Below are 19,064 nucleotides of genomic sequence, written 5' to 3' on the forward strand. Positions count from 1 at the left end.
GCCTCAGGCGAGGCTGTTGTTCCACATCGACAGCGCCGCGCCGATCGCCATGTGCATGTCGAGGTACTGGTACGTCCCCAGTCGACCTCCAAAGTGCACGCCCTGCTCGCCCTTCTGCAGGTCGCGGTAGGCGAGCAGCCCGGCCCGATCCTCGGGCGTGTTGACCGGGTAGTAGGGCTCGTCCTCGCGGGTGGCGAAGCGCGAGTACTCCCGCACGATCACCGTCTTGTCGGTCGGGTAGCGGTCCGCGCGCTCCGGGTGGAAGTGCTTGAACTCGTGGATGCGGGTGTACGGAGTGTCCGCGTCCGCGTAGTTCATGACGCTCGTGCCCTGGAAGTCCGCGATGTCCAGGACCTCCTGCTCGAAGTCGAGCGTCCGCCACGACAGGGCACCCTCCGCGTAGTCGAAGTACCGGTCGACCGGACCTGTGTAGACGACGGGAACCTGACCCACGGTGGCGGCTTTGTTCAGCGGCTGACTCTCGTCGAAGTAGTCGACCTCGAGCTTCACCTGGATGTTCGGGTGATCCGCCATCCGCTCGAGCCATGCCGTGTAACCGTCGACCGGCAGGCCCTCCCACGTGTCGTTGAAGTAGCGGTTGTCGTAGGTGTAACGCACGGGGAGCCGCGAGATGACCTCGGCGGGCAGGTCCTTCGGGTCCGTCTGCCACTGCTTGGCCGTGTAGTCGCGGATGAACGCTTCGTAGAGGGGGCGACCGATCAGTCCGACGGCCCGTTCCTCGAGGTTCTGCGCCTGCTTCGGATCGAACTCGCCGGCGAGCTCCTGGATCAGCGCGCGCGCCTCGGCCGGCGTGTGGGCGGCCTGGAAGAACTGGTTGATCGTGCCGAGGTTGATCGGCAGCGGGAAGACGATCCCCTTGTGCGTCGTGTAGACGCGGTGCACGTAGTTCGTGAACGCCGTGAATCGGTTGACGTACTCCCACACGGTGGGGTTCGAGGTGTGGAAGAGATGCGCGCCGTAGCGGTGCACCTCGATCCCGGTGACCGGCTCGTTCTCGGTGTAGGCGTTGCCGCCGATGTGGTGGCGGCGGTCGATGACCGTGACCTTGCGACCCGCGGCAGCCGCGCGTTCCGCGATCGTGAGGCCGAAGAAGCCCGAGCCGACAACCAAAAGATCCATGGAGTTCTACCTTCGTTCGCGGGCTCCGCCCGCAGACTCGAGGCTGAGCGGGGAGCTGCCGCAAGTCTAAGCGGCCACGCCCAACATCCCGCATCCCTCGTTGCCAGCCACCGTCGGGTACGATCTCTATGTTGTGCGAGAGATCAGATGCAGATGAGTGAGTCCTGGCTCGACGCCCTCTCCTCGATCGCCGTGGCGATGATCGCCCTCAGCGTGCCCGGCGCCCTCGTGATCGTCAGCGGATGGCGCTTCCGCGATCTCCGGCTGTTCGCCCTTTCTCCCGCCATCTCGGCCGCGCTCCTCGCTGTCGCCGCGGTGGTCGCCCCGTGGCTCGGGCTGACCTGGTCCTGGCTGCCCGTGGGCCTGCTCACGGTCCTCGCATGCGTCGTCGCCTTCGTCCTCGGGCGCTGGGCACCCGACGCAGCGTCCCCCCGACCCCGCCCCCTGACGGTCGCCCTGGTGCTCGCCGCCGTCGCCGTCGCCACCGTGATCGTGGGTCTGCAACTGCGGTTCGTCTTCATCTCGCCCGACTCGATCTCCCAGACCTTCGACGCGATCGTGCACCTGAACTCGGTGCAGTACGCGATCGAGACCGAGAACGCGTCCGCGTTCTCGGTCGGCAAGACCTCGGACGTGCCCTTCTACCCGAACGCCTGGCACAGCCTCGCCTCGCTCACGGCTGTGACCACGCACGTCAGCGTCCCCGTCGCGGTGAACGCCAGCAACATGGCCATCGGCGCGCTGGCCTGGCCCGTCTCGACCGTCGCGATGGCCTCCGCCCTGTTCCCGCGTCGCGCCTCGGCGGTCGTGATCGCTGCGATCCTGTCGACTGGTTTCGGCGCGTTCCCGATCCTGCTCTACTACTTCGGCGTCCTCTACCCGAACGCGATGGCCTACGCGCTCCTGCCCGCGGGGATCGCCACCATCATCTGGGCGCTGTCTGCCACCTCGCTGGCCGGGCGCGTGCGTGCGCTCGTCCTGCTCCTGGTCGTCACCGCCGGCATCGCCCTGGCGCATCCGAACGCCATGCTCGCCCTGTACGCCATCGGCATCGCCCTGACGATCCTGACCTTCGTGCGGAACTGGCCGGCACGACCCCGGAGGACGGCGATCACGATCCGGGTCGGGATCGTCGTGCTCCTCCTCGTAGGCGCGGCAGGTATCTGGGCGTACGCGCGGACGCCGTACGCGATGTCCCGCTGGGGCGCCTGGCAGAGCCCGGCGCAGGCCGCGGGCGAGGCCATCCTGGGCTCCCCGCGCGGATACCCGGTGACCCTGCTCGTCGCCTTCCTCATCATCCTGGGCCTGCTGCGTTTCATCCGACAGCCCGCCCGCTGGTCGACGGTGATCGTGCCGTTCGTCGTCGTGGCGTTCTTCTTCGTGCTCGTCTCGGGCTTCACCTCGGGCAACCTGCTCCGAGAGGCGTTCACGAACCCCTGGTACAACGACCCCTACCGCCTGGCGGCGCTCCTGCCGATGGCCGTCATCCCCATCGCGACACTGGGCGCCCTCGTGGTCGTCGACGCCGCGACGGCGCTCTTCACGCGCTTCCCCGGTCGGGGCGTTCTGCGCACCGTGGCAACCGCCGTCGCTCTGATCGCCCTCCTCACCGTTGCCATTGGCCCGAACGTGACGAGCACGGCGGAGCAGGCGCGCGGCGCCTACGCGATGAATGCGACGTCGGCCCTGCTGACGGATGCCGAGGTGCGCCTGCTCTCCCGCCTGGATGACGAGGTGCCCGACGACGCGCTCATCATCGGCAGCCCCTGGACCGGAGCTTCTCTGGCCTATGCCCTGACGGGGCGCGAAGTCACCGAGAAGCACATCTTCGGCACGCGGACGGCGGACGAGCTCTACCTCGACCAGAACCTCGCGGCGATCGATTCCGACTCGAAGGTGTGCGAGGCGGTCGAGGCGCTCGGCGTCGACTATGTCCTCGACTTCGGCAGTCAGAACGTCTTCTCCGACCCCGCCGCCGCGGCGAGTTGGGACGGCATCCAGTCGATCCCGCCGTCCGCGCACCTCGTGGTCGTCGACGCCGAAGGCCCTGACGCCCGTCTGCTGCGGATCGAAGGATGTGGCGGCTCGTGAGCGCGCCGCGGATCGCCATCGCCTACGACTGCCTGTTCCCGTACACGACCGGTGGCGGCGAACGACTCTACCGCTCCTACGCGGAGCATCTCGACGACCTGGGGTGGGATGTCGACTATCTGACCGCCGTCCAGTGGGAGGGCGCTCCGCCTGCGGAGGACGCGTTCACCGTGACGCCCGTGGTGGGACGACTCCGGCTCTACGACGGGCGAGGCGTGCGCAGGAACGCCGCAGCGCTGTCGTTCGCATTCGGCCTGTTCCGCCATCTCCTGCGCCACCGCCGTTCCTACGACGCGGTCATCGTCGGCGCACTCCCGATTTTGAACGTCTTCGCCGCACGCATCGCCCTGGCGGGATCCCGCACCCGTCTGGTCGCCGACTACCTCGAGGTGTGGGGCCGCGCGCAGTGGGTCGAGTACGCCGGTGGTCTGTGGGGCAACGTCGCCTGGGCGCTCCAGCGAGCCGCCGTCCGGATCACGCCGATCGCCACCTGCCACTCGCAGCTGACAGCTCGCCAGCTGCGCCGCGAGGGCCTGCGTTCGCGTCTGCTCGTGAGCCCCGGGCTCATCGACGGCGCGAGCGACGTGACGCCGCGCCCCGCCGACGACCCTGCCTACGTCATCTACGCCGGTCGCCACATCGCCGACAAGCGCGTGGAGACCATCCCCGCCGCCGTCGCGCAGGCGCGACGCGAACTCCCCGGGCTGGAGCTCGTGATCCTCGGCAGCGGACCGACGAGCGACGACATCCGGGCGGCTGTCGCCGACGCGGACGGAGCCGCGTGGGTGCGGATGCCCGGATTCGTCTCCGAAGAGGAGCTCTCCCGGCTCGTCGGCGGAGCCGCGGCCCTCGTGAACCCGTCGCGACGGGAGGGGTACGGGCTGGTGGTCGTCGAGGCGTCTGCACATGGAACGCCCGTCATACTGGTTGACGACGACGGGAACGCGGCGACCGAACTCGTCGAGCCGGGACGCAACGGATTCGTGGCACGTTCGGCCGCCCCGGCGGACCTGGCTCACGAGATTGTCGCGGCAGTGCGGGCGGGGCAGCCGCTGCGGGCTTCCGCACGATCCTGGTACGAAGAAGCACTTCGGACCCGAACCGTACGCCGCACTACAGAGAACATCGCGCGAGCGCTGGATGCGAACGCGCCGACGACGAAGGACGCACCACGATGACACAACCGACCGACGCGGTGGAGTTCACCGTCCTGATGCCGTGCCTGAACGAGGCGGAGACGCTCGAGGTGTGCATCCGCAAGGCACAGGCGTCGCTCCAGCGGGCGGGCGTCGCGGGCGAAGTCCTGATCTCGGACAACGGCAGCACCGACGGTTCGCAGGAGATCGCGCGCCGCCTCGGGGCGCGTGTGGTCGGAACGACCGTGCGCGGGTACGGCGCCGCCCTGATCAACGGCATCGCCAACGCGCGCGGCACGTATGTGATCATGGCCGACGCCGACGACAGCTACGACTTCGAGAACCTCGAGCCCTTCTTCGAGCGGCTCCGCGACGGCGCGGACCTCGTCATGGGCAACCGGTTCCAGGGCGGCATCGCCCCCGGCGCCATGCCGCCGCTGCACCGCTACCTGGGCAACCCCGTCCTCTCCGGGATCGGACAGCTCTTCTTCCGCCCGAACATCGGCGACTTCCACTGCGGTCTGCGCGGGTTCAACCGCGCACGGATGGCGGAGCTGCACCTGCAGACCACGGGCATGGAGTTCGCCTCCGAGATGGTCGTGAAGTCCTCGCTGGCGCGTTACCGCATCGACGAGGTGCCCACTACGCTGAAGAAGGACGGCCGCTCGCGGCCCCCGCACCTGCGCAGCTGGCACGATGGATGGCGCCACCTGCGCTTCCTGATGATGTTCGCGCCGCGCTGGCTCTTCATCTACCCGGGTCTGGCCGCATTCTTCATCGGCGCGCTTCTCGTGGCGGCCCTCGCCGTCGGGCCGTTCCAGATCGCGGGCGTCGGCTTCGGGGTGACGACCATGGTCTACGCCGCGGCGCTGACGGTGATCGGGTTCCAATCCCTGCTCTTCGCCTGGCTCACGAAGCTCTACGCCACCCAGGAAGGTTTCCTGCCGACCGGTCCACGGTTTAAACGGCTGGCGTCCATCTGGACTCAGGAACGCGGCCTGCTCGTCGGGCTCTTTCTCTTCCTCGTCGGCACCATCGCGGGTATCGCCCAGGTGGCCAGCTGGGGAAGCACCGATTTCGGGGAGCTGCAGGCGACCGAGGTGCTCCGCGCGGCCATCCCGAGTTCGCTCGGCATCATGCTCGGCTTCCAGACGATCCTGATGAGCCTCTTCTCGGGCGTCATGCTCGTGCCGCACCGCCCGGTGCCGCCGACCCCCCTCGAGCCGTGAGCCGCGGCGGGGACGCCGCAGCGGAGGATCCGACCATCCCGTCCCCTCTGTGGCGACGACTTCTCGGCTTCTCGATGCTGCCGGCGATCGCCGCGATCTCACCGCTCATCGCGCTGCCCTTCCTTGGCCGCGCCGCCGGCCCCGAGGGATGGGCGAGCGCCATCGCCGGGGAGTCGATCGGGACGTTCGCCGCGATCGTCATCGCCTTCGGGTGGGGCACGATCGGGCCGGCGCTGGTCGCCGCCGCTCCCGACGACACGGTCCGCGGTCGCCTGTACCGGGACGCCCTCGTCGTCCGCGGTCTCCTGGCCGTCGTCGTCCTTCCAGTGACGATCGTCCTCTGCGCGGTCACCGCCTCCCCCGGCTACGGTCTGCTGTCGGCCCTCATGGGCGTGCAGGGGGCGCTGATCGCGCTCTCGTTCACGTTCTTCGCCGTCGGCGTCGCGAAGCCCGGCGCCATCGCCGCGTTCGATGCCATCCCGCGCGTGATCACCGCGGTGCTCGCGGCCGCGTTGATCGCCGGCACGGGTGTGGTCGAGTTGTACCCGCTCTCGGGTATCGCCGTCACGCTGATCGGCACGGGGTGGTACACCGTACGCATCCTGCGCCGGTATCCGAGCCCCTGGAGCCCTCCTCGCGAGTGGCCGCTGCGCTTCCGCACGGGTCTGCCGGTCGCGATGAACGAGGCCGCACTCGGCGCGTACTCCGCCGTCCCCACCCCGCTCGTGCACATCGCGACACCCGACCTGTCGGCCGGGTACGCGTCGGGCGACAAGATGCTGAAGCTCGGTCAGTTCATCCCCATCACCCTGGCCAACGCCTTCCAGTCATGGACCGTCGAGAGCCACGGCGACGACCGCGTGCGGCGCATCCGTCTGGCGATCGTGGCCCACGGCGTCCTGGGAATCGTGGGGTGGGCGGCCCTGTCGCTCCTCGGGCCCTGGGTGAGCGAGTTCCTCGCACCCGGCTCGCAGACGCCGACCATGATCTGCGTCATCCTGGGCGCGGCCTTCGCGCTGTACTCGGTGCGCACCTCCATGACCCGGCACCTGCTCTTCCCGTACGGGTATCAGATCGCCGTGATGCGCGCGACGCTGATCGGCACGGTCATCGGGATCCCCGCGATGCTCGCGATGGCCTGGACCGTCGGCCCCGTCGGTGTCGCGGTGGGCTACGCCGCCACCGAGCTCGTCGCCACCGCCATCCTGTTGCCGCTGACGATCGCGACGATCCGCCGCCTCCGCGAGGAGTCCGAGCGGCCTTTTCCGCGTGACGGCGCCGCCGCATAGAATGGCCTGATGCCTCGGGTACTGGTCGACCTTCTCTTCTTCACGGGTAAGCAAGGCGGCACCGAGACCGTCGCACGCGAGGTGTACTCCCGGTTCTTCGACCGGCCCGGTTGGGAGTTCGTCGGTTACGCCAGCAGCGAGCTTTACGCGAAGGGCGCCGACTGGTTCCCCGGTCGCCTCATCGACTCCGGTCTGACGACGACCAAGCGGGCGCAGTGGGCGTTCGGCGAGGTGACCGGCGTGGCACGCGCGGCGCGCGCGACCCAGGCGGACCTCATCCACTCCCCCGCGAACTTCGGTCCGCCGCGCACGCGCGTCCCGCTCGTGCTGACGCTGCACGACGCCCTCGCCTTCAAGCATCCCGAGTTCCTGCCGAGCAGGGTGGGCGTGATTCCCACTCAGCTGCTGATCCGGTCCGCGGCACGGTCGGCCGCGCACATCGTCACCGACTCGGTCGCGTCCCAGAACGACATCGTGGACCTGCTGGGCATCCCCGCGGAGCGTGTCAGCGTCGTGATGCCGGGCAGTTCCGGTGCACGGCCGTCCGGCACCGCGGAGCGGGCGCCCGACCGCCTGTTCACCCTCGGCAACCGGATGCCGCACAAGAACTTCCCGCGACTCATCGAGGCGCTGGCCCTCATCCCCGAGGACCGTCGCCCGGTCCTGACGATCTCCGGCAGCCACGCCGAGGATCCCCTGACGGCCGTCGTGGCCGAGCACTCGCTGGAGAAGTGGGTGCAGCTGCGCTCGTGGCTGGAGCGTGAAGAGGTCGACGACCTCTACGCCACCTCGACCGCCGTCGTGTTCCCCACCCTCTTCGAGGGGTTCGGACTCCCCGCACTCGAAGCGATGGAACGCGGCTGCCCGGTCATCTGCTCGGACATCCCCGTGCTGCGCGAGGTCGCGGGCGACGCCGCCGCCTACTTCGATCCGACGGATGCCGCCGCGATGGCGGACGCGATTCAATCGGCACTCCGGGACCCCGCGGGTCTCGCCCGGAACGCCGAGCTCGGCCTCGAGCGTGCCACGCTCTTCAGCTGGGATCGGACGGCGGACGAGCTCCTCGCCGTCTTCGACGACGTCGCACGCACGACCCGCGGTCGCTGAGGCCTAGACCGACGACGCGACGAAGTCGTGGACGGAATCGCGCCAGCTGTAACGCGGACTCCAACCGTGCTCGTCGCGGAGGCGGGACGCGTCCCCGACAATGAGGGCCGGGTCGTTCGGCCGCAGCCGTGCGGGGTTCGTGCGCGTCGCGGGAACCGGACTCTCCAGGACCTCGCAGAGCGTGTCGAGGACCTCTCGGCCCGTGTGGGCCGCCCCCGAGGCCACGTTGTAGACCCCGTGCGCGTTCTCGTCCGATGAGGCCAGCGTGACGTATGCCCGAGCGACATCGCGGACATCCGTGAAGTCGCGCGCGGCAGCCAGGTTGCCGACCGACAGCTCATCATCCGGCCCGAGCTCCGCGAGGGCGTGCGCCAGGTCCGGCAGCAGGAAGCCCGGCCCCTGTCCGGGACCGATGTGGTTGAACGGGCGCGCGACGACGGCATCCAATCCGCGTCCGCGGTAGTACTGCGCCTGCGTCTCCACGAGGATCTTCGACACCGCGTACGGCGATGACGGCGACAGCGGCGACTCCTCGTGCAGGGGCGCGGAATCGGCCGGCGGGGCGTAGATCGCCCCGGAGCTCACCACGACGCAGCGCGCCCGCGGCGATCGCGCCATGAGCGACTCGCACATCGCGGTCATGATGGCGCTGTTCACGGTGATGTACCGCTGCGGCGCGTCGAAGGACGGCCCGACCGCCGCGAGACCGGCCAGGTGGACGACGGCGGACACCTCGGCGTCGACCGGCCACGATTCCGCAAGGTCTGCGGAGATGTAGCGCCCGCCGTGGCGGGCGAAGGCCTCCGAGGGGCCGGCATCGCGGCCGACCCCCCAGACGTCGTATCCGGCGGCGGTCGCCTCCGCGGCGACATGGCCTCCGACGAACCCGTTCGCGCCCGTCAGGACGAGGATGGGGGCGCTCACGCCACGTTCGTCCCGGCGATCCGCGCCTGCTCGGCGAGATCGTGGTCGACCATGCGGGAGACGAGACCCGGGAAGTCGACCGCACGACGCCATCCGAGCACGTTCTCCGCCTTGGCGGGGTTTCCGAGGAGGATGTCGACCTCCGCCGGACGCATGAATGCCGGGTTCTGCTTCACGTACGGGCGCCAGTCGTCGATGCCGACGGCACCGAATGCGAGCGTGAGGAACTCCTCGATCGAGTGGGTCTCACCCGTGGCGAGCACGAAGTCGTCCGCCTCGGGGTGCTGCAGCATCCGCCACATGCCCTCGACGTAGTCACCCGCATAACCCCAGTCGCGCTTGGGCCAGAGGTCGCCGAGCTCGATGTGCGGCTGCAGACCGAGCTTGATCCGTGCGACCGCGTGGGTGATCTTGCGGGTCACGAATTCCTGACCGCGTCGCTCGCCCTCGTGGTTGAAGAGGATGCCGCAGGACACGAACATGCCGTAGCTCTCGCGGTAGTTCTTGGCGATCCAGTGACCGTAGAGCTTCGCGACGCCGTACGGGCTGCGCGGGTGGAACAGCGACTCCTCGTCGTATCCGTCGCCGGGACGGTTGTAGTCGAGGCCGCCGAACATCTCGGAGGTCGATGCCTGGTACACCTTCGTCTGCTCGACGCGACCCGTCACGCGGACCGCCTCGAGGACGTTCAGCACGCCCTTGCCGGTCACGTCGGCGGTCAGCGTCGGGTTCTTGAAGGAGTAGCCCACGTGGCTGATGGCGGCGAGGTTGTACAGCTCCGCCGGATCGCTCGTCTCGACGGCGCGGACCAGCGAGGTCGGGTCGGTCAGATCCCCCTCGATCAGGGTGACGAAGGGGAACTCGCGCTCCACGGCTTCGCGACGCGGATTGTTCTGACCGCGGATCAGGCCGTAGACGTCGTACCCCTTCGCGTGCAGCAGCTCGGCCAGATGAGCGCCGTCCTGCCCCGTGATGCCCGTGATTAGCGCGCGTCGACCATCAACCATCGTTCCTCCATCGATCATGGATCTACCCTAATTGCCCGGCGGCTCCGCCCGCAGACCGGCCCGGCCCGCGGGTCGTGCCCTCACCGGTATGCGACCGACGATCCTTGGCCCTGCGTCCAGGTGATCACGCCGCCCTGGTAGGTCTGTGTGCACTGCGACGAGGTGCAGTTCTGGGCCGAGATCGGCAGTCCCAGCCGTCCCGATTCGTAGCCGACGGCGGCCCAGGCGTCGCGGATCGGACCGGTGGACTCCCACGCGCCCGTCGCCGCGGACCAGTAGATGTAGCCGGCGGCGAACCGCTGGACACAGGTGGTCGTGCCGCACTGCTCCTCCGCTGCGGGGAAGCCCAGCGTGCTCGCGACCCCGGTCATCTGCGCGTAACGCGCCCCAATGGCCCCCACGGTCGCGTGCGCCCCGGTCCGCGCGGACCACGCGATCACGCCGCCCTGGTAGGTCTGCGAGCATCCGTCCGTCGTGCACTGCTCGCCGCTGATCGGGTAGCCCAGGCGGCCCGACTCGTACCCGCTGGCGCCCCAGCGGTCGCGGATAGTCCCGCGCGATTCGAAAGCCGCCGTGGTCGGCGTCCAGTAGAGGACACCGCCGCGGAAGACCTGGGCGCATCCGGAAGCGCTGCAAGACGCCGCACCCGAAGGGAACCCCAGGGTGCCCTGCGGGCCGCCGAGCGCCTGGTAGCGCGCGTCGGGCTTCGACCCGACGTCCCACGTCCCGGCGCCGGATGCCCAGTAGATCGTGCCGCCGACGTACTTCTGCGAGCACGTGGTGGCGGTGCAGGTCTCGGCGCCGGCTGGGTAGCCCATGGCACCCGACTCGTATCCGACGGCCGCCCAGCGTGCGCGGATCGCTCCCGCAGACTCCCACGCGCCGGCGCCGGACGACCAGTACATCGCCCCACCCTGGTAGGCCTGCGCGCACCCGGATGCCGAGCACGAGGTCCCCGACGTCGGGTAGCCCATCCGTCCGCTGGCCGCGCCGAGCGCGGTCCACCGTTCGCGGATGGCCGTGTTCATGTCCCACGCACCCGTGGCGGTCGACCAGAAGATCGACCCGCCCGAGAACGATTGGGAGCACGTGGTCGTGTCGCACGTCTGGTCGGCGGTCGGGTAGCCGAGGGAGCTGGCGCCGCGGCCCAGCTGGTTCCAGCGGGCTCCGATCGCACCGGTCGTGACCCAGGCACCCGTGGCAGACGACCACGACAGGTCGCCGCGCTGGTAGGACTGCGTGCATCCCGCAGCCGTGCAGGCGAGAGCGGATGCCGGGTAGCCCAGCTGTCCGCTCTCGTAGCCGAGGGCACCCCAGCGCGCGCGGATCGGCCCCGTGGACTCCCATGCCCCTGTCGCCGACGACCAGTAGATCGCACCCGACTGGTAGGCCTGCGAGCATCCGGATGCGGTGCATGTCTCGGCGGACGAGGGGTAGCCGAGCACTCCCGCCTCGTACCCGAGCTGCGCCCAGCGCGCCCGGATGCCGCCGGTGGACTCCCATGCGCCGGTCCCGGCGGACCAGTAGATGGCGCCGCCCTGGAAGCCCTGCGAGCATCCGGTGTCGCTGCACGACTCGCCGGTCGTCGGGTATCCGAGCCTCCCGTTCTCGTAGCCCAGCGCGCCCCAGCGCGTGCGGACGGAGCCCACGGACTCCCACGCACCGGTCGCCGCAGTCCAGTAGATGGTGCCGTTGCGATAGTTCTGCGCGCAGCCGCCCGATGCGAGGCCGCACGTGGCCTGCCCCACGGCTTCACCGAGTCGACCGTCGGCTCCGCCGAGCGCGACGTAGCGCTGGTTGATGGCGGGAGGCAGTCGCGTACTCCCGAACCAGTCGGTGTAGTAGTTGTAGAAGTTCCGGTTGCCGTACGACGAGCATGCGTCACCGAGCCCGTATCCGGCACGGAGAGCGGCGGAGTTCGGCTGGTACGGGGTGTAGTTGTACAGCGCCGCCGTGGCGTAGTTCTGCAGGTTCAGAACCGTGCCGCCGCACCCTGCGTTCGGGTTGTACTGGATGAAGTTGTTGCCGGGCTGTTTGCCGAACCGCGCGGCCATGTACGTCTTCAGCTGTGTGACGCCGGCGACGATCTGCGGCCCCACGCCCGCGAAGTTGGGGTCGCAGGGTGCGGTGTCAGGGCATGCCTGCCCCATGGCGGCCGACAGGTTCCAGTCGCTGGGATTGCGACTGGTGACGAGCCCCTGCTCCTTCTGGAGGATGACGAGGATTGCCTTGGCCGAGATCCCGCACGCGCTCTGCATCCGGTAGATGAGCTCGGAGACGCGCATCGACCCGCCCTGGATCGCGTTGCACACAAGCGCACCCGTGGATGTGGAGTATCGCGCGGCCCGGGAGGAGATCGAGACCGACAGGACGTTGATGCACCGGTCGCTCTGGCAGGTGCCGATTCGCTGGTCGAGGAAGGTCTGGATCTGTACGGAGGTCATGGCCGCGCCGTCGTAGAAGACCGCATCATCGATGAGGTTCGACGAGTCGAAGCCGTCCAGCGACATCCGCGGCATGACGGACCCCACAGTGTCGGTCACGGCCGCCGACGCGCCGGCATCCACCGACCTCGTCCCCATGGACGTCGCGCCGGGTGCCGTCGTGTTCGGGGACACTGCGGCGGATGCGGCGGGAGCCGCAACGAGGAGCCCGGAGAAGACGACCGCCAACGTGGCGACCGCGGCGACCAGCCGACGGGCCGCCCCGGGACGAGGCACGTAGTGCCGGGAATGGGGAACAGAATGCATATCTACCTCGGTCGGGCGGTCCTCGTGGCCACGATCCCCTTCCGATCGAGACGAACCCGCGGACGGATGCGGAAGACTCCCCGACTCGATCGGCCCGGGATTCATGGCGCTGCCGTTTAGTCTGTAGCATCGAGCGTCATCGACGTCTCGCCGCGCCGCGCCGCGTGTCCAGTGAGTCGCGGCTAGAATCGGTTGACCCGACCACACCCGATCGAGAGCACGACCATGTCATCATCCGCATCCCAGGAGATGCTTGTGTCTCCGGGGCGGAGCATCGGCATCGTAGACGTGCTCCGGCGCCGTTATCTCCTCTCGCTGATCGTCCGCAAAGAGGTGGGCATCCGGTATCGGGGTTCCGTCCTCGGATGGATGTGGTCTTACGTCAAGCCACTCGTGCAGTTCGTGGTGTTCTTCGTCGCCCTCGGCGTCTTCCTCGGGCTGAACAAGTCGATTGAGTTCTACCCGATCTACCTGCTCTCCGGTATCACGATCGTGACGTTCTTCAACGAGGCCTTTTCGAACGGTACGCGGTCGCTGGTCGACAACGCGGCCCTGATCAAGAAGATCTATCTGCCTCGCGAGATGTTTCCGATCGCGAGCGTCCTGGTCGCAATCGTGAACGCGGTTCCGCAGATCATCGTGATCGTGGCGATCGCTCTGGTCTTCGGATGGACGCCGAGCCTGCTCAGCATCGCGGCCGTCATCCTCGCCCTCGTGATCGTCGCGCTGCTCTCGACCGGTCTCGGGCTGTTGTTCGGCGCGATCAACGTGACGTTCCGCGACGCGCAGAGCTTCGTGGAGATCATCGCGATGATGTCCGTCTGGGCTTCACCGGTGATGTACCAGTGGCAGATGGTGCAGCGGGAGCTGCCGGAATGGCTCTTTGTCCTCTACCGCCTGAACCCCGTGACGCCGACAGTAGAGCTCTTCCACTACGGCCTATGGATGCCGCTTGAGCCCGCCGGTGCGGCACAGATCCCCGACCTATGGTTCTACAGCGGCATCGCTCTCGGCACCTCGCTTGCCATCCTCACCATCGGACAGTTCGTCTTCCACCGGTTGGAGGGCCGCTTTGCCCAGGATCTCTGAGTCGAGCGCCGTCCCGCGCATCGTGGTCGACGACATTCGCAAGGTCTTCACGCTCCGGCACACACACTCGATCAAGGAGACGTTCGTCGCGGCAGCGCGACGGAAGCCTCTGACGTCGCGCTTTCATGCTCTCGATGGTGTCTCGTTCGAGGTTCAGCAGGGCGAGGCCGTCGCGCTGCTCGGGTTCAACGGGTCCGGAAAATCGACCACGCTGAAGATGATCTCCGGCGTGCTGCGCCCGGACACCGGCGAGGTGCTGACACGCGGGCGCGTGGCGGGGCTGATCGAGGTCGGTGCAGGATTCCACCCGGACCTTTCGGGCCGTGAGAACATCTATCTAAACGCGGCCATCCTCGGGATGACCCGACAGGAGACGCAGGCACGGTTCGACGAGATCGTCGCCTTCAGTGAGATCGAGCAGTTTATCGACACCGAGGTGAAGCACTACTCCTCGGGGATGTTCCTCCGCCTGGCCTTCTCAGTCGCCATCCACACCGAGGTGGACATCCTCCTGATCGATGAGATCCTCTCGGTCGGAGACGAGCCGTTCCAGCAGAAGTGCCTGGCCCGCATCCGCGAGCTCCACGCCGCGGGCAAGACACTCGTCGTCGTTTCGCACGATCTCAATATGGTGTCGGACCTGTGCGAGCGCGGGATACTGCTCCGCGACGGCAAGGTCGCCTTTGACGGCCCCAGCCACGACGCCGTCGCGCTCATGCGCTCTTGAGAGAGTGTGCCGCAGGTCCTGCGAGCCAAGGTCCTGACGTGGACGTGCCAGGATGTGCCCATGCGCGGCATCATTTTGGCTGGTGGTTCGGGGACTCGGTTGCATCCGATCACGTTGGGGGTGTCGAAGCAGCTGATTCCGGTTTATGACAAGCCGATGGTGTATTACCCGTTGACGACGTTGATGCTCGCGGGTACGACGGAAATCCTCGTCATCACAACTCCGCACGATGCGCCGCATTTCCGGCGACTGCTGGGCGATGGGTCCCACCTCGGGATTTCGTTGTCGTTCGCTGTGCAGGCGTCGCCGGATGGGTTGGCGCAGGCGTTCACGATCGGCGCGGACCACATCGGCGACGACAAGGTCGCCCTCGTCCTCGGCGACAACTTGTTGTACGGACCCGGATTGGGCACGCAGCTGAAGCGGTACAGCGATGTTGATGGTGGTGCGGTGTTCGCGTATTGGGTGGCAGAGCCGTCCGCGTACGGGGTGGTGGAGTTCGACGATGCGGGCAGGGCGGTGTCGTTGGAGGAGAAGCCGGTGGCCCCGAAGTCGAATTATGCGGTGCCGGGGTTGTATTTCTACGACAACGATGTGGTGGAGATCGCACGGGGCCTGAAGCCCTCCCCGCGCGGTGAGTACGAGATCACGGACATCAACTCGGCGTATTTGGATGCGGGGAAGTTGCAGGTCGAGGTTCTCCCTCGGGGGACGGCGTGGTTGGACACGGGGACGTTTGATCAGATGCTCGACGCGGGCGAGTACGTGCGAACCATGGAACGGCGCACGGGGATGCGGATCGGTGTTCCCGAGGAAGTCGCGTGGCGGCAGGGGTTCCTGTCGGATGCGGAGTTGGAAGAGCGTGCGGTGAAGTTGGTGAAGTCCGGGTACGGGGCGTACCTGCTGGATATTTTGAAGAGGGGCAAGTAAACGCATGGTCCGGAAACTTCTCGTGACCGGTGGGGCCGGGTTCATCGGTTCGAACTTCGTCCACCACGTCCTCGCCCACACCGATGACCACGTCACCGTCCTCGACAAACTCACCTACGCCGGAAACCTCGCCTCCCTGGACGGGCTCCCCGAGGACCGGTTCCGGTTCGTCGAAGGCGACATCGCCGACCAGGGCCTGGTGGACACGTTGTTCGGTGAGGTCGATGCGGTCGTGCATTACGCCGCGGAGTCTCACAACGACAACAGCCTGAACGACCCGCGCCCGTTCCTGGACACGAACATCATCGGCACGTACACGCTTCTGGAAGCCGCACGGAAACACGACCGCAGGTTTCATCACATCTCCACCGACGAGGTCTACGGGGACCTGGAACTCGATGACCCGGCCCGGTTCACCGAGAACACCCCCTACAACCCGTCCTCCCCCTACTCGTCCACCAAGGCGGGCTCGGATCTGCTGGTGCGGGCGTGGGTGCGGTCGTTCGGCGTGATAGCCACGATCTCCAACTGCTCCAACAACTACGGCCCCTACCAGCACGTGGAAAAGTTCATCCCCCGCCAGATCACGAACGTGATCCGCGGGATCCGCCCCAAGCTCTACGGGGCCGGCGAAAACGTCCGCGACTGGATCCACGCCGACGACCACTCCTCCGCCGTCCTCACCATCCTCAACAACGGTGTCATCGGTGAGACGTACCTGATCGGCGCCGACGGGGAGAAGAACAACAAAGACGTCGTCGAACTCATCCTCACCACGATGGGACAGCCGCGTGATGCGTACGACCACGTCACCGACCGCCCCGGACACGACCTCCGCTACGCGATCGACTCCACCAAACTCCGCACAGAACTCGGCTGGACCCCGAAGTACCAAAACTTCGAACAAGGCATCACCAACACCATCACCTGGTACCAAAACAACGAACCCTGGTGGGCCCCCACCAAAGACGGCGTCGAAGCCTTCTACGCAACCAGGGGTCAGTAGACCATCATGGAGTTCGGCAAGCAGCTCGCGCAGACCGTTACCCCCATCCCCGGGTTGGTGGTGTTCGATCTGCCCGTGCACGGGGATTCGCGCGGCTGGTTCAAGGAGAACTGGCAGCGGGAGAAGATGGTCGCCGCAGGCCTTCCCGACTTCGGTCCCGTGCAGAACAACGTGTCCTTCAACGACGCCGCAGGCACCACCCGCGGAATCCACGCCGAACCGTGGGACAAATGGGTGTCCGTCGCCACCGGTCGGATCTTCGGCGCGTGGGTCGACCTACGCGAGGGCCCCACGTTCGGCGCCGTGTACACCACCGAACTCGACCCGTCCCGCGCGATCTACGTCCCCCGCGGTGTCGGCAACAGCTACCAGACCCTCGAACCCGACACCGCGTACACGTACCTCGTCAACGATCACTGGTCACCGAACGCGTCGTACTCGTTCCTGAACCTCGCCGACGAAACCGCCGGCATCACCTGGCCGATCCCGCTGGATCAAGTCGAGATCAGCGAGAAAGACAAAAACCACCCCCGCCTTGCGGGCGTCACCCCGATCCCCCGCAAAAAGACACTCGTCATCGGCGCGAACGGGCAACTCGGCACCGCCCTCCGCACCGAATACGGCAACGTGCCGTGGGTCGAGTACACCACCCGGAACACCCTCGACCTCACCGCACCCGGCCTCGGCTCCGCACGCCGGTGGCGGGACTACGACACCATCATCAACGCCGCCGCATACACCGCCGTCGACACCGCCGAAACCCCCACCGGACGCACCGCCGCGTGGGCCGCGAACGTCACCGGCCTCACCTCCCTCGCCGGCATCGCCACGACCTACGGCATCACCCTCGTCCACGTCTCCAGCGACTACGTCTTCGACGGCACCAAACCAGGCCCCTACACCGAAACCGACCCCCTCTCCCCCCTCGGCGTCTACGGGCAAACCAAAGCCGCCGGCGACGCCATCGCCGCCACCGTCCCCCGCCACTACATCATCCGCACCAGCTGGGTCATCGGCGACGGCAACAACTTCGTCCGCACCATGGCAGGCCTCGCCGAACGCGGCATCAACCCCAACGTCGTCAACGACCAGGTAGGCCGCCTCACCTTCACCACCGACATCGCCCGCGGCATCCACCACCTCCTCGACACCAGCGCTGAACACGGCACCTACAACCTCACCGGACACGGCGAACCCCACACCTGGTACGACATCGCCCGCGACGTCTACAACATCACCGGACACGACCCCGACCGCGTCACCGGCGTCACCACCCACGAATACTTCTCCGCAGCGACGACCCCCATCGCACCCCGACCACGCAACAGCGTGCTGTCAGCCGTCAAGGTAGAAAACGCCGGATTCCACGCTCAGGAGTACCTCGTCGCGGTCAGGGGCTATCTGACCAGGCGCTGAGGCGTCTGCGCCGAAACTCGCCTTCTCTCGAGATGTTGTCCAAGTCGACCACGCGGCGACCAGACTACAACTCCGCGTGCAGCGCCCAGACTCTCTCCGCGTGATCGCGCCATGAAAACGAACTGCCGCGGTCGGCGGCACGCACCGATGCGCGGCGTCGGTTCGCGTCGGTCGACAGCACTTCGGCGAGCGCTTCGCCCAGGCCTTCCGCCGGCGCGAGCGAGCCGCCGTCGAGCAGAATCTCCTGGTGGATCGGCGACGCGATCGCGACAACGGGAACCCCCAGGGCCATAGCGTCAACGACACGCCACGGGAACGCGGTCAACGCGGAGGGGGCCACGACGGCGAGGGCCGCACCGAAGACGGCGGCACGATCCGCGGGTGACAGCGAAGCCCGCGAGTGCACGACCTCGGCGCGAAGGCCCGCGGCCGCGGCGAGGTCCTCCACCCGCGACTCTCCGCCCTCGGCGATGTCGAGCACGACCACCGCATGCTCATCGCCCAACGACGCGATCGCGGCCAGGCCCGCGGCCAGCGCGGCATCATCGCAGCGACCAGCGGCGAGCACGATCAGCTCATCGGGCAGCATCAGCTCGCGACGACGACCGACCGCATCCGAGGGCACGGCGAACCCGAGCGGCGCGGCACCGGGAATCACGCGGATGCGAGAGTGCAGCTTCGGCGATGCCTCGGAGAGCCGCTCGGCAAGAGCGTGCGCGGGCACGATCACGGCATCCGCGTACTTCTCCGCACGCTTCACCATCGACCGATGCCACGCGACCGCGCCCCGCGGCATCGCGTCCGGCACCTCCCACGCGCACAGATCCCAGACCGTGATGACCGTCTGATCGTTGTCGTTCACACGGTCGTGCCGCACGAGGGGCGCCATCAGCGAGGGCGCGTGGATGAGCCCGCGATTCAGGCCCGGGGCGATCCCGAGCTGCCACGCAGCCGACAGCTTGGCGCGCGTGAGCGGCGCCTTCGTCACCTCGGCGACGGCCGCCGCATCCGGAACTGCTCCCTCCGACCCAGCCGGCACGATCGCCTCGACGACGCAGCCCCGGGGCGCGGTGGCCACGAGCGCGCGGGCGATCTGCGTTTCGGCCTCCGCCACGTCCGCGTCGACGACGTCGACGAGCTGGTCGAGCACCACGCGCAGAGAGACGGTCACCCTCCGAGACTAACGAGCACCCGTCCGCCGCCCCTGAGAGACACCGCAGAGG

Annotated in this window: 15 protein-coding genes; 10 read left to right on the forward strand and 5 right to left on the reverse strand. The window is 67.9% G+C overall.

The window, feature by feature from the left end; all coding sequences use genetic code 11:
• Positions 1 to 3: 3 nt before the first annotated feature.
• On the reverse strand, positions 4 to 1,140 hold the full coding sequence (glf, locus tag LMI96_RS05920) for a UDP-galactopyranose mutase (RefSeq protein WP_228360817.1): 1,137 nt from the start codon (positions 1,138 to 1,140) through the stop codon (positions 4 to 6).
• A 153-nt stretch (positions 1,141 to 1,293) separates the two neighbouring features.
• On the opposite strand from glf, the gene LMI96_RS05925 reads away from it, so the two are divergent.
• From LMI96_RS05925 to LMI96_RS05945, 5 genes are read left to right on the forward strand one after another with little or no spacing between them, the layout of a single operon-like run.
• On the forward strand, positions 1,294 to 3,231 hold the full coding sequence (locus tag LMI96_RS05925) for a DUF6541 family protein (RefSeq protein ID WP_228360818.1): 1,938 nt from the start codon (positions 1,294 to 1,296) through the stop codon (positions 3,229 to 3,231).
• Positions 3,228 to 4,409 carry a glycosyltransferase family 4 protein gene (locus LMI96_RS05930; RefSeq protein ID WP_228360819.1) on the forward strand — a complete coding sequence of 394 codons (1,182 nt, stop codon included), beginning with the start codon at positions 3,228 to 3,230 and terminating at the stop codon, positions 4,407 to 4,409. Before LMI96_RS05925 ends, LMI96_RS05930 begins: the two co-directional genes overlap by 4 nt.
• Complete coding sequence (locus LMI96_RS05935; RefSeq protein WP_228360820.1) at positions 4,406 to 5,596, forward strand: glycosyltransferase family 2 protein; 1,191 nt, start codon at positions 4,406 to 4,408, stop codon at positions 5,594 to 5,596. Before LMI96_RS05930 ends, LMI96_RS05935 begins: the two co-directional genes overlap by 4 nt.
• Entirely contained in the window at positions 5,593 to 6,885 is a 1,293-nt protein-coding gene (locus tag LMI96_RS05940; protein ID WP_228360821.1) for a lipopolysaccharide biosynthesis protein, read from the forward strand. The genes LMI96_RS05935 and LMI96_RS05940 overlap by 4 nt, the downstream gene beginning before the upstream one ends.
• A 9-nt stretch (positions 6,886 to 6,894) precedes the next feature.
• Positions 6,895 to 7,992: a glycosyltransferase family 1 protein gene (locus tag LMI96_RS05945; protein ID WP_228360822.1), complete on the forward strand. Its 1,098-nt coding sequence runs from the start codon at positions 6,895 to 6,897 to the stop codon at positions 7,990 to 7,992.
• Positions 7,993 to 7,995: 3 nt separating this feature from the next.
• Here LMI96_RS05945 and LMI96_RS05950 read toward each other — a convergent pair whose 3' ends face one another.
• The 3 genes from LMI96_RS05950 to LMI96_RS05960 form a co-directional block, all read right to left on the reverse strand.
• Positions 7,996 to 8,916, reverse strand: a complete 921-nt coding sequence (locus LMI96_RS05950) for an NAD-dependent epimerase/dehydratase family protein (protein WP_228360823.1) — start codon at positions 8,914 to 8,916, stop codon at positions 7,996 to 7,998.
• The gene (locus tag LMI96_RS05955) at positions 8,913 to 9,941 is read right to left on the reverse strand and encodes a GDP-mannose 4,6-dehydratase (RefSeq protein ID WP_228360824.1); all 1,029 of its coding nucleotides are present in this window, start codon (positions 9,939 to 9,941) and stop codon (positions 8,913 to 8,915) included. Before LMI96_RS05955 ends, LMI96_RS05950 begins: the two co-directional genes overlap by 4 nt.
• Before the next feature lie 62 nt (positions 9,942 to 10,003).
• Entirely contained in the window at positions 10,004 to 12,673 is a 2,670-nt protein-coding gene (locus tag LMI96_RS05960) for an LGFP repeat-containing protein (RefSeq protein ID WP_228360825.1), read from the reverse strand.
• Between the two features lie 225 nt (positions 12,674 to 12,898).
• Between LMI96_RS05960 and LMI96_RS05965 the strand changes: the two genes are divergently transcribed.
• The 5 genes from LMI96_RS05965 to LMI96_RS05985 are packed head-to-tail and all read left to right on the forward strand — an operon-like array spanning position 12,899 to position 17,841.
• Positions 12,899 to 13,762, forward strand: a complete 864-nt coding sequence (locus LMI96_RS05965) for an ABC transporter permease (RefSeq protein WP_228360826.1) — start codon at positions 12,899 to 12,901, stop codon at positions 13,760 to 13,762.
• Complete coding sequence (locus LMI96_RS05970) at positions 13,746 to 14,489, forward strand: ABC transporter ATP-binding protein (RefSeq protein ID WP_228360827.1); 744 nt, start codon at positions 13,746 to 13,748, stop codon at positions 14,487 to 14,489. Before LMI96_RS05965 ends, LMI96_RS05970 begins: the two co-directional genes overlap by 17 nt.
• 60 nt (positions 14,490 to 14,549) lie before the next feature.
• Positions 14,550 to 15,419, forward strand: coding sequence for a glucose-1-phosphate thymidylyltransferase RfbA (rfbA, locus tag LMI96_RS05975; RefSeq protein ID WP_228360828.1), 870 nt, complete (start codon positions 14,550 to 14,552; stop codon positions 15,417 to 15,419).
• Between the two features lie 4 nt (positions 15,420 to 15,423).
• A complete protein-coding gene (rfbB, locus tag LMI96_RS05980; protein ID WP_228360829.1) occupies positions 15,424 to 16,425 on the forward strand; it encodes a dTDP-glucose 4,6-dehydratase in 1,002 nt (333 codons plus the stop codon).
• A 6-nt stretch (positions 16,426 to 16,431) separates the two neighbouring features.
• Complete coding sequence (locus LMI96_RS05985) at positions 16,432 to 17,841, forward strand: bifunctional dTDP-4-dehydrorhamnose 3,5-epimerase family protein/NAD(P)-dependent oxidoreductase (RefSeq protein WP_228360830.1); 1,410 nt, start codon at positions 16,432 to 16,434, stop codon at positions 17,839 to 17,841.
• Positions 17,842 to 17,905: 64 nt separating this feature from the next.
• Here LMI96_RS05985 and LMI96_RS05990 read toward each other — a convergent pair whose 3' ends face one another.
• A complete protein-coding gene (locus LMI96_RS05990; protein ID WP_228360831.1) occupies positions 17,906 to 19,012 on the reverse strand; it encodes a glycosyltransferase in 1,107 nt (368 codons plus the stop codon).
• Between the last annotated feature and the right edge of the window lie 52 nt (positions 19,013 to 19,064).

The organism is Microbacterium sp. cx-59, from assembly GCF_020805625.1.
In the GTDB taxonomy this organism is placed as follows: Bacteria; Actinomycetota; Actinomycetes; order Actinomycetales; family Microbacteriaceae; genus Microbacterium.